The organism is Methylobacterium sp. J-090 (assembly GCF_022829345.1).
GTDB lineage: Bacteria > Pseudomonadota > Alphaproteobacteria > Rhizobiales > Beijerinckiaceae > Methylobacterium.
The window spans coordinates 1-15,937 of sequence record NZ_JAKSXV010000026.1 but is presented as its reverse complement, the minus strand read 5'-3'; the positions used below and the strand labels follow the sequence as shown (position 1 = coordinate 15,937).

The window sequence follows — 15,937 nt, the reverse complement described above, 5'->3', positions numbered from 1 at the left end:
CCTGCGCCAAGCGCCTCGCCGGTCCTCCGGCGGGGCGTTTTTTCGTTCGGCACGGTCGCGCTTCTTTCACCCCGGGTGCAACTATCCACACCGTTAACCCTTTATTAACCCGGCGATTGCCGCGTCCGGGCCGCCGTGAGACCTTTCATTAACGGAAGATTAACGGGAACGGGCCGGCCATGCGGATCGCGATTTCGAAGTGCCTGCAAGCGGTTACGGGTGGTGCCCTCGGCCGTGCGGCGCTCTTCGCCGGTCTGCTGGCAGCCCCCGTCGCCGCCCCAGCCCAGACCTTCGCCTCCCTGCCCGCCAGCCCGAGCGTCCTCGTCAGCGGCCCCGCCGCCCGCCCCATCGCCGCCTGGGTCACGTTCTGCGAGACCTACGCCGCCGAGTGCGCGGTCGACCGCACCGAGCCCGCCACCATCGCCCTCGATGCGGGCACCTGGAACACCATCGTCTCCATCAACCGCCGGGTGAACAAGTCCCTGCGCGCGGTGACCGACATGGAGCACCTCCACGTCGCCGACCGCTGGGATCTCGCCGAGGACGGCTCGGGCGATTGCGAGGATTTCCAGCTCTTGAAGCGCAAGCTGCTGGCCGAGGCCGGCCTGCCGCGCCGGGCCATGCGGATGACCGTGGTCATCGACGAGAAGGGCGAGGGGCATGCGGTCCTCACCCTGATCACCGATCGGGGCGACTTCATCCTCGACAACAAGACCAGCGCCGTCCAGTCCTGGCGCCAGACCGGCTACACCTTCATCAAGCGCGAGAGCCAGGAGACCCAGTCCTGGGTGTCCCTCGGCCGCGCCACCTCGCCGGTCACCACCGCCAACCGCTGAGGCATCGGCCCGAAAGGTGGACACCGGCCTTCGGACAAGCCGATGCCCCCGGGCGGTCACTGCGGGCTCGCGAGCTTCATCGTCACGAGGCCCGACACGATGAGCACCGCCGCGACGATGCGGGCCGGGCTGGCGTCCTCGCCGAGGACCACGATGCCGACGACGAAGGCGCCGACCGCGCCGATCCCGGTCCAGATGGTGTAGGCGGTGCCCAGCGGCAGGGTGCGCATGGCGAGGGCCAGGAGGCCGACGCTGCCCACCATGGTCACCACCATGATCGCCGTCGGCCAGGGCCGCGAGAACCCGTCCGACTGCTTCATCGCGAAGGACCACACGACTTCGAGGAGGCCGGCGGCGACGAGAACGATCCAGGCCATGGCGGCGCTCCGCTTCCTGTCCCGCCCCCCGCCGCGCGGCGGCATTGTCCCGGAAGACGCGGGGTGCGTGCCGCCGGGCCGTCCCGGACCTGTGCCCCGTGATCGGGGGAGGAGGTGGCCTCGCGGCGGCCTCCTTGGCGCGTCGGGGCTCCGTTGGCAACCCGCGCCGTCGGCCCGGCCTTCAGCGAGCCACCCGGAGGCCGTCCCGAAACGGCACGCCCCGTCCACGGCCGCTGTGACGATTGATTCAGCATCGTCCGCGAGACTGGCCGCCACTCGGAGAGCGATTTCCATGACGACCCGGTCCGGCGCCGCGCGCGTGCTTCTCCTCGCGGTTTCGCTCGGACTTCCGGGTGTGGCCCCGGCCCAGGCCGGCGCGGTCGCCGACCGGCACGCCGCCTGGCGGGGCTGCCTCCACCGCACCTTCACCCTGCAGGCCGCGCTCACCTCGCGCGCCCGCGCGGCCGAGGCGTCCCTGCACGCCTGCCAGGACCGCGAGGCGGCCTACCTCACCGCCCTCTCGACCTCGCCCCTCGTCGATGGCGACGACGTCGCCCGGGTCCGCCCGGCCCTGCTCCAGCGGGCCAGGGGCTGGCTGCTCGCCGGCGGCACCCGGCCCCTGTGAGACGGCCCCCGCGCGCTGGAAGCAGGGCCGGGAGCGCAAACCTCAGGGGCTCGGGCCGGCGCCGAGGGTGATGCCGGAGCGGCGGAAGAACTCGAGCAGGACGAGGTTCACCTCGCTGCGGGTCGCGTCGCCGAGGGCGACGTCGTGGAGGAACAGGCGCGCTTCGACCTCCAGGGTCTCGCCGAGCTTCATCAGGAGCAGGACCGGCGCGGGCTCGTCCGCCACGTTGGGGTGCCGCGCGGCGACCGCGATGAGGATGTCGCGCACGAGCCCCAGATCCGTGTCCCGGTCGAACACCATCGGCAGGCGCAGGCGCTGCGACACGTCCGTCAGCGTCTTGTTGCGGACGATGGAGGTGATGATGTCGGTGTTCGGCACGATGAGGTCGGTCCGGTCGCCGGTGGCGATGAGGGTCGAGCGGACGCTGATCTTCTTGACCCGGCCCTCCTCGCCCTTGACCGAGACGATGTCGCCGACCCGGATCGGGCGCTCGGCGAGCACGATCAGCCCCGAGACGAAGTTCGAGACGATGCTCTGAAGCCCGAATCCCACGCCGACGGAGAGCGCGCCGGCGATCACCGTGAGGCTCTGCGGGTTCACGCCGAGCTGGCCGAGCGCCAGCAGCAGCGTCAGCACGAGGCCGCCATAGCCGACCACCGTGATGACGGAGTAGCGCGCGCCCGCGTCGAGGCGCGTCTGCGGCAGCACCTTGCGATCAAGCCATCCGGTCCCGACCCGGGTCAGAACCACGCCCACGACGGCGGTCAGGGCCGCGAAGCCCGCCGCGCCGACGAGGTTTCGGACATCCGTGAGCTTGTAGCCGAGGAAGGCGTCCCGGAACGGGTTGAACTCGCCGTAGGCGAGGTTCCAGGGCCCGATGACGACGAAGACCATCGCGGTCACGACGACGATGTTGAGCACACCCGAGATCACGACGGAGCCCAGCGCCAGGGTATCCGGCTGCACCGCCAGGGCCCGGCTCAGGCGCGCGAGCCGGGGGCTGCCCTCGATGTCGCCGCGGGTCACGAACAGCGCGTCGACGCAGATCAGCACGACCCAGCCGAGGGCGAGGAGCAGGCCGGTGACGATCAGCCGGCCGATGAGGAAGCCGCCGAGCGCGGTGAAGCCGGCGAGCATCGCCGCCACGGAGGCCGCCACGGCGGCCCAGACGAGGGGCGTCAGCACGGTCAGGGTGGCGGCGGAGGTCGCCGCCGGCATCGCCTCCGCCGCGACGGGCGGTTCGACCTGGCTCAGGCGCAGGAGGGCCAGCGCCAGGAGCGCGCCGCACACCGTGACCATGACCATGGTCGAGGCCTCGCTGAGGACGACCCGGAAATGGGCCGCGATGGCGAACTCGCCGAAGATGAGGTCGGCCGCGTAGACGAGGATCAGCGCATGCCCCGTGCGCGCGACGATCTCGGCCGTCCTGTCGCTGACGGCGAGCAGCCGGTGGGCCGGGTCGCGCGGCGCCACCATGGCCCGCAGCACGCCCGATCCGATGAGGATGCCGGCGATGGCGCCGAGCACCCGGAAGGCGATGGAATCGAGGCTGCCGGGGGTGAAGTCGATGCCGTCGTTGAGGACGATCAGCAGCACGATCGCGAGGGGGATCGTGAAGACGGTGAGCGTCACGTCGATGAGCGCGTGCACGGCGGCCCGGCGGCGGGGGCTGACATCCGCCGCCACGGCGAAACGCTGCCAGCGGGCGAGGACGTGCCGGCTCACCCTGCGGGTGACCCAGGTCAGCAGCAGCCCGGCGAGGATCAGGATGAGGACGATGACGACGTTGACCGCGAGGTCGTCCTCGCCCTCCGCCGCCATGGCGGCGCCGAGGGCGCCGAGCTTGCCGCCGACCTGCGGCAGCGCCCGGTTGACGAGTTCGTTCCAGAAGGCCGGCGCGAGCGGACTCGCGCTGTGCGCCAGCAGTCGCTTCGAGAACAGCGTGCGCCGCGCCTCCGTGATCCTGTTCCAGACCGCCTCGATCTCGGCGGCGACCTTCGCGTCGTCCTGAACCTGCCCTTCGACGACCCCGAGGGCGGCATCCGCCGCGCGGATGGCGGCGTCCCGCTCCGCTTCGACCTTGCCGGCGTCGAGCCGCGCCGCCCGCGCCTGCTCCAGGGCCGCCGCGCCCTGCGCCTGGACCTCCCGGCTCTCCGCCATGAGGGCCTCGGCCCGGTCGCGGAGCGTCGAGAGTCCGTTGAAGTCGGCTTGCCGAAGGGGCAGTTCGGTCGCGATCTCGGCCAGGGCCCGGCGAAGGTCGGTGCGCGGGCGGTCCTGCGCCGTCGCGCCCCCGAGGGCGGCCAGGAGCAGGGGCCCGAGGAGCGCGAGGGCGAGGACCAGCCGATGGGCGAGGCGCCCGGGCAAGCCGGCGGCGCGGAGGACGATCATTGCGCGTCGCTGCGGGCGGGCGCCGCCGGACCCGGTGTTCGACCGGTGCTCGCGGACCGGGCCCGCGCCGCTGCGGTGACCGCCCGGACCGGAGGATCACTGACGCTGTGTGTCATCCGGGCAGGGTCCGATCGCATCGTGGGAGGCCGCACCTGTCCAAACAGGGGACGATCGGCTTTTGCAAGGGGCCTCTGCAAGGGGAAACCGCAAGGGAGCACGCAAGGGGCCGCAGCTCAGCCTGCCTTCGCCGCCGCGCCGCCACGCGGGCGGGGCATGAGGTGAACCCGTCGCCGTCCGGCCTCAGGCCACGTTCGCGCACCGTCCCGAAGCGCCGCGCGCGCGGATCAGGGCGGCCAGGGCGTTGGGCGGCATGGCCTTGCCGTAGAGGTAGCCCTGGCCCTCGTGGCAGCCCATGGCCCGGAGGATCGCCTCCTGGTCTGGTCCCTCGATGCCTTCGGCGATGACCTCGAGGCCGAAGCTCTGGGCCATGCCCAGGATGGCGCGGATGATCTCGGCGTCGTGCCGGTCGGTGAGCACGTCGCGCACGAAGCTGCGGTCGATCTTGAGGCGGGTGAGGGGGAAGCGCTTGAGGGAGGAGAGGGAGGCGTAGCCCGTGCCGAAATCGTCGAACGCCACCGCGACCCCGTGGGCGTGCAGGGCCCGGATCGGTTCCAGCACCGCGTCGTCGGCCTGGAGGGCGATCCGCTCGGTGACCTCGAGTTCGAGGGTGGCGGGCGCCAGCCGGTAGCGCGCGAGCGACCGCATCACGTCCTCCGCGAGGGTCCCGGCCTGCAGGTGGGCGGCGAAGAGGTTGACGGCGACCCGGAGCGGCGGATGGCCCGCCGCCCGCCATTGCGCCGCCTGCCGGCAGGCTTCCTCGATGATCCAGCGGCCGATGCCGGCCGCCATCGGGTGGGCCTCGAGGGCGGACAGGAACGCGCCCGGCAGCAGCAGGCCGCGCCGGGGATGCACCCAGCGCAGCAGCGCCTCGGCGCCCACCACCCGGCCGGTGTCGAAGGCCACCTGGGGCTGGTAGTGCAGCACGAGTTCGCCCGCCGCCAGGGCGTGGCTCAGTTCGTCGTGCAGGGTCCGGCGGGCGATGACGGCGGCGCGCATGGCCGGCTCGAACAGGCGGAAACACCGCCGCCCGTCGCGCTTGGCCTGATAGAGAGCCAGGTCCGCATCGGCGATCAGCGTCTCCGCGTCGGTCTCGGGCCCGTGCCCGACGGCGGCGCCGAGGCTGAGGCCGACATGGAAGGTGTGTCCGGAGACCTGGAACGTCGCCTGGAAGACGTCGAGGATTCGCGCGGCGGTCGCGGCCGCCACGCGCGGGTCGCCGCAGGGGCCGAGCAGGATCGCGAACTCGTCGCCGCCCATCCGGGCCACGGTCACGTCCGCCGCGACGCAGAGGGGCAGGCGCACGGCGACCGATTGGAGCAGGGCGTCGCCGGTGGCGTGGCCGAGGCTGTCGTTGACCTCCTTGAAGCCGTCGAGGTCCAGCAGCATCACCGTAGCCGAATGGCCCTCCGCCAGAACGGCCTTCAGGCGTTCGGCGAACCGGGCCCGGTTGGCGAGGCCCGTGAGGCTGTCGTGGTGAGCCATGCGCAGGAGCTGTTCGTCGCGGGCGCGCCATTCGCTGATGTCGCGCATCATCGCGCCGATCCCGACCCGCCCGTCCTCGTGCCACGTGGACAGGCAGAACTCGATGGGGAAGGTCGCGCCGTCGCGGCGCTGCGCGGTGATCTCGATGGTCCGTCCGACGAGGCGGGACGGCGCGCGGGCGACGAACCCGGCGAAGCGCTCGCCGTGCATCTTCCGGAACGACGGGGGGATGATGATCTCGACGTCCTGCCCGATCATCGTCCCCGGTCCGTAGTCGAACAGGATTTCGGCCGCGCGGTTGACGAAGGTGATGGTGCCGGCGGTGTCCACCGCCAGGAAGGCGTAGGCGGCCGCCCCCGCGAGGCCCCGGGCGATCCCGTCCGTTCCCGCCCGGTCCTCCCGTTCGAGGTGATCGACGACGAGGCCGGCAAAGGCCTCCAGTCGGCCGGTCCGCGCGGGGTCGAGGGGCGCGCGGGCGCGGGGATTCATGACGCAGAGGTCGCCGAGCCGTCGTCCCCCGGTACCGACGAGGGGCGCGGTGGCGCACGGGTCCTGGGCCGCCGTGCCGGGCCCGGCCGCGTCGCCGTCGAACCCGTAGGCGGCCCGGACCGTCCGTGTCCGCCCCGTGCCGACGGCGATCCAGGCCATCGGCATCCCGAGGCACCCGGCGGCGAGGGCCGTGATCCGCGCGAGCCCGTCCTCGGACGCCGCGTCGCGGGCGGCGGCATCGAAGCTCGGCGCGTCCGAGGGGGTTTTCAGGAGCATGATACCGAAACCGGTCGCTAACATTCCCCGTCAGGATCGCGCGGAATACTTAGAGATTTGTTTCTTTTCTCGAAGGATAGATTCGCATCCCGACGGCCGGGCAGGTTTCTTGCAGGGCTGTACGAAGGGTACGCTTTCGTCCATCATGAATTCGCGCACATTTGAATTCGAAAATTCGCAGTGTTCGGAAGAATAAGCCTGGACCCTGCCCGGAGGGGCTGGATTTCATCGAAAGGATTTGCGCGGATCGAAAGCATCGCGCACCGCTTCGCCGGCAAAGACGAGAAGGCTCAGCATCACGGCGACGACGAGGAAGCCCGTCAGCCCGAGCCAGGGCGCCTGAATGTTGTCCTTGCCCTGCGCCAGCAATTCGCCGAGGGACGCCGAGCCCGGCGGCAGGCCGAAGCCGAGGAAGTCCAGGGACGTGAGCGTGCCGATGGAGCCGTTGAGGATGAACGGCAGGAACGTCAGCGTCGCCACCATGGCGTTGGGCAGGAGGTGCCGGCTCATGATGCGGATGTTCGACAGCCCGAGGGCCCGGGCGGCGCGCACGTACTCGAAGTTGCGCGCGCGCAGGAACTCGGCCCGCACGACGCCGACGAGCGACACCCACGAGAACAGCAGCAGGATGCCGAGCAGCACGAAGAAGCCCGGCTCGATGAAGGCCGAGATGATGATGATGAGGTAGAGGGTCGGAATCCCGCTCCACACCTCGATGAAGCGCTGCAGCGCGAGGTCGACCCAGCCGCCGAAATAGCCCTGCACGGCCCCGGCGATCACGCCGATCACCGAGGAGATCACCGCGAGGATGAGGCCGAACAGCACCGAGATGCGGAAGCCGTAGATGATCCGCGCCAGCACGTCCCGGGTGGTGTTGTCGGTGCCGAGCCAGTGCTTCTCGAGATCGCGGCAGGGCTTGCCCACGGACTGGCACTGCGCCTCCGTCAGCATCCAGGTCGGCGGCGAAGGCGAGGGGGTCGGCAGCCCGTCGATGATGGTGTCGTAGGCATACGGGATCGGCGGCCAGATCGCCCAGCCGTTCTCGGCGATCTCGGCCCGCGTTTCCGCCGAGCGGTAGTTCGGCCGGGCGTAGAACCCGCCGAACTTCTCGTCCGGGTAGTCGATGAGGACGGGAAACAGGAGCTCGCCCTTGTAGGACACCACCAGCGGCCGGTCGTTGGCGATGACTTCGGCGAACAGGCTCGTGCCGAACAGGGCGGTGAAGATCACGAACGACCAGAAGCCGAGGCGGTTGCGCCGGAAGTTGGCGAGGCGCCGCCGCGACAGGGGCGAGAGCCAGCCGGTGCGGATGGGCGGGACGGGGGCCGCGACGGGGGACAGGGCGACCTGGTTCATCGGTTGCCCTGCCCGGCCTGCCGAAGCGTCAGATGGCATGCGTTCGCTCGCTTCAGCCCGCAAAAGCTCTCACCTTTGCGAAGGGCTGCCGGAGTCGCCCCATCGCCCCAGGGCTGTTCTCGAAAGCCACGGGCCGTCGGCGTTGAGCGCGACGGGCTTCCTCTCCTGGAAGGAGAGGGTTGGGGTGAGGTGTGTGGATTCTCCGGAAAGCTCGCACACCTCACCCTGTCCCTCTCCTGGAAGGTGTGGGGACCCGTGCTTCCCGTGAGATGTGTCATGCACGCCCGCTCGAACCGATGAGCCGGACCCCTCGTCAGCCGTCGATGCGCACGGCGGTGCCCTCGATCTCGTTGGGGCGCAGGCCGCCGGTCTTCTCGAGGTGGCGGCGCAGCAGGGCGACGTTGCGGCGGTTGGCCTTGAAGGCCGCATCGAACAGGTCGCCGGCGATGGGCACGATGCCGAGCGCCCCGTCGAACACCACGTTCGCCATCATTCGGGCGACGAGCCAGCGCGGGGCGCCGAGCCGGCGCGCCTCGTTGACCACGTAGGACGCGACGAGCATGCCGGCGACATCGCCGATGATCGGCACCAGGCCGACAACGGCGTCGAGACCGACCCGGCGGTTGATCCCCGGAATGAGGAAGGCCGAGTCCATGAGGTGCGCCAAGGCCTCGAGCCGCAGGAGCGTCGCCTCGCGGTCGTCGGCCTTGGGCCGGAACGGTGTCGCGACTCCGGCCTCTTGCGAAAAATCCATGGCCGGGCTCCGGGGAATGCGCGGTGTGATCATGGCCCGGGATGTGGCCCCGGCCGCGTCCGCCCGCAATGCCGGCGCACATCACGCAGCCCTCCAGGTGGTTCCCCCGGCGGCCTGCCCGAGCCGGTCGAGGGCGGCGTCCAGGGTCGCGTCGGATTTGGCGAAGCACAGGCGCACGATGTGGCGCACGGGGTCCGCGTCGTAGAACGCGCTCACGGGGATCGCGGCGACGCCGTGGCGCCGCACCAGATCCTCGCAGAAGGCCACGTCGTCCTCGAACCCCAAGGGGGCGATGTCGATGTTGAGGAAGTAGGTCCCGGCCGAGGGCAGCACCGTGAAGCCGCGCGCGGTGAGGCCGACGCTCAGCCGATCCCGCGAGCGGGCGAAGCGGGCGCGCATCTCCGAAAAGTACGCATCGGACTTCCCCAGCCCGTAGGCCACGGCCTCCTGCAGGCAGGGCGGCGTGGTGAAGGTGAGGAACTGATGGGCGTTCGCCACGCGGCGCAGGAGCGGCGGGGCGGCCATGACGAAGCCGACCTTCCAGCCCGTGAGCCCGAAGATCTTGCCCGCCGAGCCGATCTTCACCGTCCGCTCGCGCATGCCCGGCAGCGCCATGAGCGGGTCATGCGCCGCCCCGTCGAACACGATGTGCTCCCACACCTCGTCGCACACGGCCGTGACGTCGTGGCGGGTGCAGAACCGCGCCAGGAGCGCGAGGTTTTCGCGCGCGAACACCGTGGCGCTCGGGTTGAGGGGGTTGTTCAGCACCACGAGCTTCGTGCGGTCGGAGAACACAGCCGCCAGGGCCTCCTCCTCCAGCTGGAAGTGCGGCGGCCGAAGGTTGACGATGCGCGGCACGCCGCCGGCCTGCCGCACCAGGGGCAGGTAGGCGTCGTACAGGGGGGCGAACAGCACGACCTCGTCGCCCGGCGCGATGAGCGACAGCAGGGCGGAGGCCAGGGCCTCGGTCGCGCCCGAGGTCACCATCACCTCCGTCTGCGGGTCGAGGTCGAGGGCCTGATGATGCCGGTAATGCGCCGCGATGGCCCCGCGCAGGGCCGGCAGGCCCATCATCGGCGGGTACTGGTTGTCGCCGTCGAGCACGGCCTCGGCGGCCCTGCGGCGGACGTCCTCGGGGCCCGGATCGTCGGGAAAGCCCTGGCCGAGGTTGATCGCCCCGAGGTCGCGGGCGAGGCCCGACATGACGGTGAAGATGGTCGTCGGCAGGTTCGCGAAGACGGGGTTCATATCGTCCGGAGTCACGCAAGGATCGGGGGCGCGGGCGCGAAGGGCGGGATGCGTAGCACGACGGCCGCCTTGCGAGAAATGTGCGGCCGCGCACCTGCACATCCCCTGGCCGGGCCCTTTCGACTGACGATTGTTGACATTCATCAGCCGTGATTTACGTTCGGATCACGGCCGGAGCGGCGATGGCACGCCTGGGACTTCGCCCCCTCGTTTCGGGTGGGTGATCACCGCTCCGGTCCGATGTCTTCCCAAAGACGCGATTGTCCCGATTCTTCTTCCCGAGAAGGCCGTCGTCCCCAGCGACGGCCTTTTTCGCGTGCCGACGCCCGGTCCCTGTGGCAGGACGAGACGCCATGCGAGTCCGCACCTGCTTCCTCCTCGCCCTCGCCACGGCGTTCCTGGGCCTGGGCCTGCGCCACCTCGTTCCCGTGACGCCCGTGGACGCGGAGTACCGCGCCGTGGTGCGCGCCTACGATCCCGCGACGCGGCCCTGAATTCTGTCCCGGGGCCGGACAGCAACACGGGGGAAACGCGGGTGCCGTACTGGCGTCGTATTGGCTCGCCAGAAGGGGCTCCATGCCGCGCTGCCAAAGGTTTTGGGATGTCCGCGTCCCCCGTCCGGGTGCGACGTCGCCCCGAACTGTCGGGCGCGGCGGCGCGCGCCTATCTTCGGTGGCCGTCTTCGACGTGAAGTGCCGGTCCGCGAGGGCGCCCCGCCCGATGATGCTGTGACACCATGAACGAGAACTCCCCGATCCGTACCGAGACCGCGCGGGACTACACCGCTCCGGCCGAGACCCGCGCCGCGCCGACCCGGGGCGGGCGCGGCTGGCTGTGGTTCGTCCTCGTGCTGATCCTGGCGGGCGGCGGGTATTACGGCTACCGGCACTATCTCGCGCCGAAGCCCGAGGGCGCGACGGAGGCGGCCGGGCCGCGCGGCAAGGGCGGGCGCGGCGGCGGGCGCCACGGCGAGCCGGCCCAGGCGGTCGGCATCGCCACCATCGCGGCCGGCGACGTGCCCATCGTCCTCGCCGGCCTCGGCACGGTCACGCCGCTCGCCAATGTCACGGTCCGCTCGCAGATCAGCGGCTACCTCATGGAGGTGGGGTTCCGCGAGGGCCAGACCGTGAAGAAGGGCGACTTCCTCGCCCAGATCGATTCCCGGATCTACGAGGCCCAGCTCGCCCAGTACCAGGGCCAGCTCATGCGCGATCAGGCCCTGCTGCAGAACTCGAAGCTCGATCTCGCCCGCTTCCAGCGCCTGTCCCAGCAGGATTCCATCTCGAAGCAGAACGTCGACACCCAAGCGGCCCTGGTCAAGCAGAACGAGGGCACGGTGGCGGCCGATCAGGCCCTCGTCGACCAGCAGAAGCTCAACATCACCTACACCCGCATCGTCTCGCCGGTGGAGGGCCGCGTCGGCCTGCGCCAGGTCGATCAGGGCAATTACATCACCGCCGCTTCGACGAGCCTCGTGGTGGTGACGCAGCTGCACCCGATCTCGGTGGTGTTCACCCTGCCCGAGGACGATGTGGCGAAGGTGATGAAGCGCCTGCGCGCGGGCGCCAAGCTCGCGGTCTCGGCCTACGACCGGGGCGACGCCAACGTGCTCGCCACCGGCACCCTCGACACCGTGGACAACCAGATCGACACCACCACCGGCACGGTGAAGCTGCGCGCCCTGTTCGACAATGCCGACGACGCCCTGTTCCCGAACCAGTTCGTCAACGCCAAGCTCACCGTCGACACCGTGCGCCAAGCCCCCATCGTCCCCACGGCCGCGATCCTGCGCGGCACGCCCGGTACCTACGTCTACCTGCTGCAGGGCGACGACAAGGTCGTGGTCCGTCCCATCACCCTGGGCGAGGCCGACGGCCCCCGCACGGTGGTGACGGCCGGGCTCGCTGTCGGCGACCGCGTCGTGGTCGACGGCACCGACCGTCTTCGTGATGGCGCTCCCGTCCGCATCACCGACGACGGCACCCGCCCGCCGGGCGCGGCCGGTCCGGCCACGAAGCCGGAGAATTCCAAAGCCGAGGCGGCGAAGGCGGATGCCGTCGCCCCCGACGCCCAGAAGCGCGAACGCCGCCGCCAGCGCCCGGCCGCGCAATGAGTTTTCCCCCCAGCTCGCCACCCCTGAGCAGGTGCGGAGTCCTGCCGTCGGCTCCGGCATTCACACGACGCTTGGGTAAGCGCGGGTCCCCTCTCCTCGCAGGAGAGGGACAGGGTGAGGTGTGCGGATTCTCCGAAAAGGTCCCACACCTCACCCCAACCCTCTCCTTCCAGGAAAGGGGGCCTGTCGCGGTCGCCATCCACGGCATGGGTCGCACCCCATGAACCCGTCCCGCCTCTTCATCCTGCGCCCCGTCGCCACCACGCTGTTCATGCTGGCGATCCTCATGGTCGGGATGGTGTCGTACCTGAACCTGCCGGTCTCGGCCCTGCCGTCGGTGGATTACCCGACGATCCAGATCCAGACGTTCTATCCGGGCGCCAGCCCCGAGGTGATGACTTCGGCGGTCACCGCACCCCTGGAGCGCCAGTTCGGGCAGCTCGCCAACCTCAACCAGATGACGTCGCAGAGTTCTGCCGGGGCCTCCGTCGTCACCCTGCAGTTCAGCCTCGATCTGCCCCTCGACATCGCCGAGCAGCAGGTCCAGGCGGCCATCAACGCCGCCGGCAACCTCCTGCCCGCCGACCTGCCGGCCCCGCCGATCTACGCCAAAGTAAATCCGGCCGACGCGCCGATCCTGACCCTGGCGCTGACCTCGAAGACCATGCCGCTCACGGAGGTGCGCGACTTGGCCGAGACGCGGCTCGCGCAAAAGATCAGCCAAGTGGCGGGCGTCGGCCTCGTCAGCACCGGCGGCGGCCAGCGGCCCGCCATCCGGGTGCGGTTCAACGCAAGGGCGCTCGCGGCCTACGGCCTCAACATCGACGACCTGCGCACCACCATCACCAACCTCAACGTCAACACGCCCAAAGGCACCATCGACGGGCCGACCCAGTCCTACGCCATCAACGCCAACGACCAGATCCGCGACCCGAAGGCCTACGACGACGCCATCATCGCCTACAAGAACGGCGCCCCGGTGCGGCTCTCGGACGTGGCCGACGTGGTCGCCGGCCCGGAGAACACCAAGCTCGGCGCCTGGGCCGACGAGACCCCGGCGGTCATCCTCAACATCCAGCGCCAGCCCGGCGCCAACGTCATCGCGACGGTGGACAAGATCAAGAAGCTGCTGCCCCAGCTCCAGGCGACGCTCCCGGCCGCCATTTCGGTCGGCCTGCTCACCGACCGCACGGTCACCATCCGGGCCTCCGTCCACGACGTGCAGGTGGAGCTGGCGCTCGCCATCGGCCTCGTGGTGCTGGTGATCTTCCTGTTCCTGCGCAGCGTCTCCGCCACCCTGATCCCGAGCCTGTCGGTGCCGCTCTCCCTCATCGGGGCGCTCGCCATCATGGACCTCTACGGGTTCTCGCTGGACAACCTCTCCCTCATGGCGCTCACCATCGCGACGGGCTTCGTGGTGGACGACGCCATCGTGGTCATCGAGAACATCGCCCGCCATGTGGAGGAGGGGGATTCGCCACTCGAAGCCGCCCTCAAGGGCAGCCGCGAGATCGGCTTCACCATCATCTCGCTCACCGTCTCGCTCATCGCCGTCCTCATCCCGCTCCTGTTCATGGGCGACGTCGTCGGGCGCCTGTTCCACGAATTCGCCATCACGCTGGCGGCCACCATCGTGATCTCGGCGGTGGTGTCGCTGACCCTGGTGCCGATGCTGTGCGCGCGCCTCCTGAAGCACGAGCCGGCCGGGCAGGCGGCCCGCCGCGAGGGCTTCATCAGTCGTGCGGCGCGCCGCTCCATGGACGGAATCATCGCGGGGTACGGCCGGATGCTCCGGGTGGTCCTGCGCCACCAGGGGCTGACCCTGGTGGTGACGCTGGGCACGGTGGCGCTCACCGCCTACCTGTTCGTGGTGATACCCAAGGGGTTCTTCCCCGTGCAGGACACCGGCGTCGTGCAGGGCATCACCCAGGCCGACCAGACCGTGTCCTACGCGGCCATGGCCGAGCGCCAGCAGAAGCTGGCGAGCCTGATCCTGCAAGACCCGGACGTGGCGAGCCTGTCGTCGTTCATCGGCGTCGACGGCCAGAACGTGACCCTGAATTCCGGCCGGTTCCTCATCAACCTCAAAGCCCACGACGCGCGGACGGCCACGGCGAGCGAGATCATCGCGCGGATCAAGGCCGCGACCACGGGCGTCGCCGGCATCCGCCTCTACCTGCAATCGGTGCAGGATCTCACCATCGACACGGCGGTGAGCGCGACCCAGTATCAGGTGATCCTCGAGAACCCGAACCTCACGGAGTTCGAGACCTGGGTGCCGCGCTTCGTGCGACAGCTCCAGACCTCGCCGCTGCTGATGGATGTGGCGAGCGATCTCCAGGCCAGCGGGTTGGCGGCCTACATCACCATCGACCGGGCGACGGCGGGGCGCTACGGCATCACGCCGGCCACCGTCGACAACGCCCTCTACGACGCCTTCGGCCAGCGCATCATCTCGACGATCTTCACCCAGTCGAACCAGTACCGGGTGATCCTGGAGGCCGATCCGGCGCTCCACACCACCATCGAGAGCCTCGACCACATCTACCTGCCGTCCTCCACGGTGGCGTCCGGTCAGGTGCCGCTCTCGGCCGTGGCCCGGGTCAGCGAGCGGCGCGCACCCCTGCTCATCTCCCATCTCGGCCAGTTTCCGGCCACCACCGTGTCGTTCAACCTCGCGCCCGGCGCGGCGCTCGGCGACGCCGTGGCGGCGGTGGACGCGGCGGGGAAGGCCATCGACCTGCCCCCGAGCTTTCGCGTGGTGCCGCAGGGCTCGGTGTTCGCGTTCCAGTCGGCCCTGTCGAACCAGCTGTTCCTGGTCATCGCCGCCATCGTTACCGTCTACATCGTGCTCGGCGTGCTCTACGAGAGCTTCATCCACCCGATCACGATCCTGTCGACGCTGCCCTCGGCGGGGATCGGCGCGCTGCTCGGCCTGATGCTGTTCGGCATGCCCCTCGACATCATCGCGGTGATCGGCATCGTGCTGCTCATCGGCATCGTGAAGAAGAACGCCATCATGATGATCGACTTCGCGCTCCAGGCCGAGCGCGAGGAGGGATTGAGTCCCCGCGACGCCATCTACGAGGCCTGCCTCCTGCGCTTCCGGCCGATCCTGATGACGACGCTCGCCGCCCTGTTCGCGGCGGTGCCCCTCATCGTCGGCACCGGCGTCGGCGCGGAGCTGCGCCAGCCCCTCGGCATCGTCATCGCGGGCGGCCTCATCGTCTCCCAGGTGCTGACGCTGTTCACCACGCCGGTGATCTATCTGGCGTTCGACCGCCTCGAGCGGCGGATCACCGGTCGGCGCACGGGAGGCGCCGGCAGCGTCGAGGCGCTGCCGTGATGAAGGCGCCAACTCTTACGCTTCGCGCAGGCAGCGCGGGTCCCCTCTCCTGGAAGGAGAGGGACAGGGTGAGGTGTGCGAACTCTCCAGCGATGTCCCACACCTCACCCCAACCCTCTCCTTCCAGGAGAGGGAGCCTGTTGCGCTCCACGCCGACACCTTCGCACTGTCGACGGACGCTCGACCGGGGCCTAGTCGCTACCCCTCATCCCGTACCCGCGGGTCCCCTCTCCTGGAAGGAGAGAGACAGGGTGAGGTGTGCGAACTCTCCAGAGATGTCCCACACCTCACCCCAACCCTCTCCTTCCAGGAGAGGGAGCCTGTTGCGCTCCACGCCGACACCTTCGCACTGTCGACGGACGCTCGACCGGGGCCTAATCGCTACCCCTCATCCCGTACCCGCGGGTCCCCTCTCCTGGAAGGAGAGGGACAGGGTGAGGTGTGTGACATCTCCGGACAGGTCCCACACCTCACCCCAACCCTCTCCTTCCAGGAGAGGGGGCCTGTCGCGCTCCACATCGATAGAC

At 70.1% G+C, this 15,937-nt stretch carries 12 protein-coding genes; 6 read left to right on the top strand and 6 right to left on the bottom strand.

Features of this window, described 5'->3' with window-relative positions:
* The first annotated feature begins 179 nt into the window (after positions 1 to 179).
* A complete protein-coding gene (locus tag MKK49_RS03155) occupies positions 180 to 836 on the top strand; it encodes a transglutaminase-like cysteine peptidase (RefSeq protein WP_244026609.1) in 657 nt (218 codons plus the stop codon).
* Positions 837 to 892: 56 nt separating this feature from the next.
* Here the strand turns inward: MKK49_RS03155 and MKK49_RS03150 are convergent, their stop codons facing one another.
* Positions 893 to 1,213 carry a DMT family transporter gene (locus MKK49_RS03150; protein WP_244026608.1) on the bottom strand — a complete coding sequence of 107 codons (321 nt, stop codon included), beginning with the start codon at positions 1,211 to 1,213 and terminating at the stop codon, positions 893 to 895.
* Positions 1,214 to 1,505: 292 nt separating this feature from the next.
* Here MKK49_RS03150 and MKK49_RS03145 point away from each other — a divergent pair, with 292 nt between their 5' ends.
* Entirely contained in the window at positions 1,506 to 1,838 is a 333-nt protein-coding gene (locus MKK49_RS03145; protein WP_244026607.1) for a hypothetical protein, read from the top strand.
* A 42-nt stretch (positions 1,839 to 1,880) separates the two neighbouring features.
* On the opposite strand, the gene MKK49_RS03140 is transcribed toward MKK49_RS03145, so the two are convergent.
* The 5 genes from MKK49_RS03140 to MKK49_RS03120 all read right to left on the bottom strand — a co-directional run bounded on the left by MKK49_RS03140 (position 1,881) and on the right by MKK49_RS03120 (position 9,951).
* Complete coding sequence (locus MKK49_RS03140; RefSeq protein ID WP_244026606.1) at positions 1,881 to 4,226, bottom strand: DUF3772 domain-containing protein; 2,346 nt, start codon at positions 4,224 to 4,226, stop codon at positions 1,881 to 1,883.
* Positions 4,227 to 4,526: 300 nt separating this feature from the next.
* A complete protein-coding gene (locus tag MKK49_RS03135) occupies positions 4,527 to 6,593 on the bottom strand; it encodes a putative bifunctional diguanylate cyclase/phosphodiesterase (protein ID WP_244026605.1) in 2,067 nt (688 codons plus the stop codon).
* 225 nt (positions 6,594 to 6,818) lie between these two features.
* Complete coding sequence (locus tag MKK49_RS03130; RefSeq protein ID WP_244026604.1) at positions 6,819 to 7,949, bottom strand: ABC transporter permease; 1,131 nt, start codon at positions 7,947 to 7,949, stop codon at positions 6,819 to 6,821.
* A 313-nt stretch (positions 7,950 to 8,262) separates the two neighbouring features.
* Positions 8,263 to 8,703, bottom strand: coding sequence for a DUF4112 domain-containing protein (locus MKK49_RS03125; protein WP_244026603.1), 441 nt, complete (start codon positions 8,701 to 8,703; stop codon positions 8,263 to 8,265).
* An 81-nt stretch (positions 8,704 to 8,784) separates the two neighbouring features.
* On the bottom strand, positions 8,785 to 9,951 hold the full coding sequence (locus MKK49_RS03120) for an aminotransferase (RefSeq protein ID WP_244026661.1): 1,167 nt from the start codon (positions 9,949 to 9,951) through the stop codon (positions 8,785 to 8,787).
* Between the two features lie 353 nt (positions 9,952 to 10,304).
* On the opposite strand from MKK49_RS03120, the gene MKK49_RS03115 reads away from it, so the two are divergent.
* From MKK49_RS03115 to MKK49_RS03100, 4 genes are all read left to right on the top strand, one after another.
* Positions 10,305 to 10,445: a hypothetical protein gene (locus MKK49_RS03115; RefSeq protein WP_244026602.1), complete on the top strand. Its 141-nt coding sequence runs from the start codon at positions 10,305 to 10,307 to the stop codon at positions 10,443 to 10,445.
* A gap of 242 nt (positions 10,446 to 10,687) precedes the next feature.
* Positions 10,688 to 12,064 (top strand): MdtA/MuxA family multidrug efflux RND transporter periplasmic adaptor subunit, encoded by a 1,377-nt coding sequence (locus tag MKK49_RS03110; RefSeq protein WP_244026601.1) that lies wholly within the window; start codon positions 10,688 to 10,690, stop codon positions 12,062 to 12,064.
* Positions 12,065 to 12,284: 220 nt separating this feature from the next.
* Positions 12,285 to 15,410, top strand: a complete 3,126-nt coding sequence (locus MKK49_RS03105) for an MdtB/MuxB family multidrug efflux RND transporter permease subunit (protein WP_244026600.1) — start codon at positions 12,285 to 12,287, stop codon at positions 15,408 to 15,410.
* Between the two features lie 73 nt (positions 15,411 to 15,483).
* Positions 15,484 to 15,937, top strand: a 454-nt coding sequence (locus tag MKK49_RS03100; protein ID WP_244026599.1) for a hypothetical protein, incomplete at its 3' end; no start/stop codon positions are given.

Bases quoted from the DNA above. Each gene is read 5' to 3' on its own strand.
- MKK49_RS03110 (WP_244026601.1), top strand. From the start codon at position 10,688: ATGAACGAGAACTCCCCGATCCGTACCGAGACCGCGCGGGACTACACC.
- MKK49_RS03150 (WP_244026608.1), bottom strand. From the start codon at position 1,213: ATGGCCTGGATCGTTCTCGTCGCCGCCGGCCTCCTCGAAGTCGTGTGG.
- MKK49_RS03140 (WP_244026606.1), bottom strand. From the start codon at position 4,226: ATGATCGTCCTCCGCGCCGCCGGCTTGCCCGGGCGCCTCGCCCATCGG.
- MKK49_RS03145 (WP_244026607.1), top strand. From the start codon at position 1,506: ATGACGACCCGGTCCGGCGCCGCGCGCGTGCTTCTCCTCGCGGTTTCG.
- MKK49_RS03155 (WP_244026609.1), top strand. From the start codon at position 180: ATGCGGATCGCGATTTCGAAGTGCCTGCAAGCGGTTACGGGTGGTGCC.
- MKK49_RS03125 (WP_244026603.1), bottom strand. From the start codon at position 8,703: ATGGATTTTTCGCAAGAGGCCGGAGTCGCGACACCGTTCCGGCCCAAG.
- MKK49_RS03130 (WP_244026604.1), bottom strand. From the start codon at position 7,949: ATGAACCAGGTCGCCCTGTCCCCCGTCGCGGCCCCCGTCCCGCCCATC.
- MKK49_RS03135 (WP_244026605.1), bottom strand. From the start codon at position 6,593: ATGCTCCTGAAAACCCCCTCGGACGCGCCGAGCTTCGATGCCGCCGCC.
- MKK49_RS03115 (WP_244026602.1), top strand. From the start codon at position 10,305: ATGCGAGTCCGCACCTGCTTCCTCCTCGCCCTCGCCACGGCGTTCCTG.
- MKK49_RS03105 (WP_244026600.1), top strand. From the start codon at position 12,285: ATGAACCCGTCCCGCCTCTTCATCCTGCGCCCCGTCGCCACCACGCTG.
- MKK49_RS03120 (WP_244026661.1), bottom strand. From the start codon at position 9,951: ATGAACCCCGTCTTCGCGAACCTGCCGACGACCATCTTCACCGTCATG.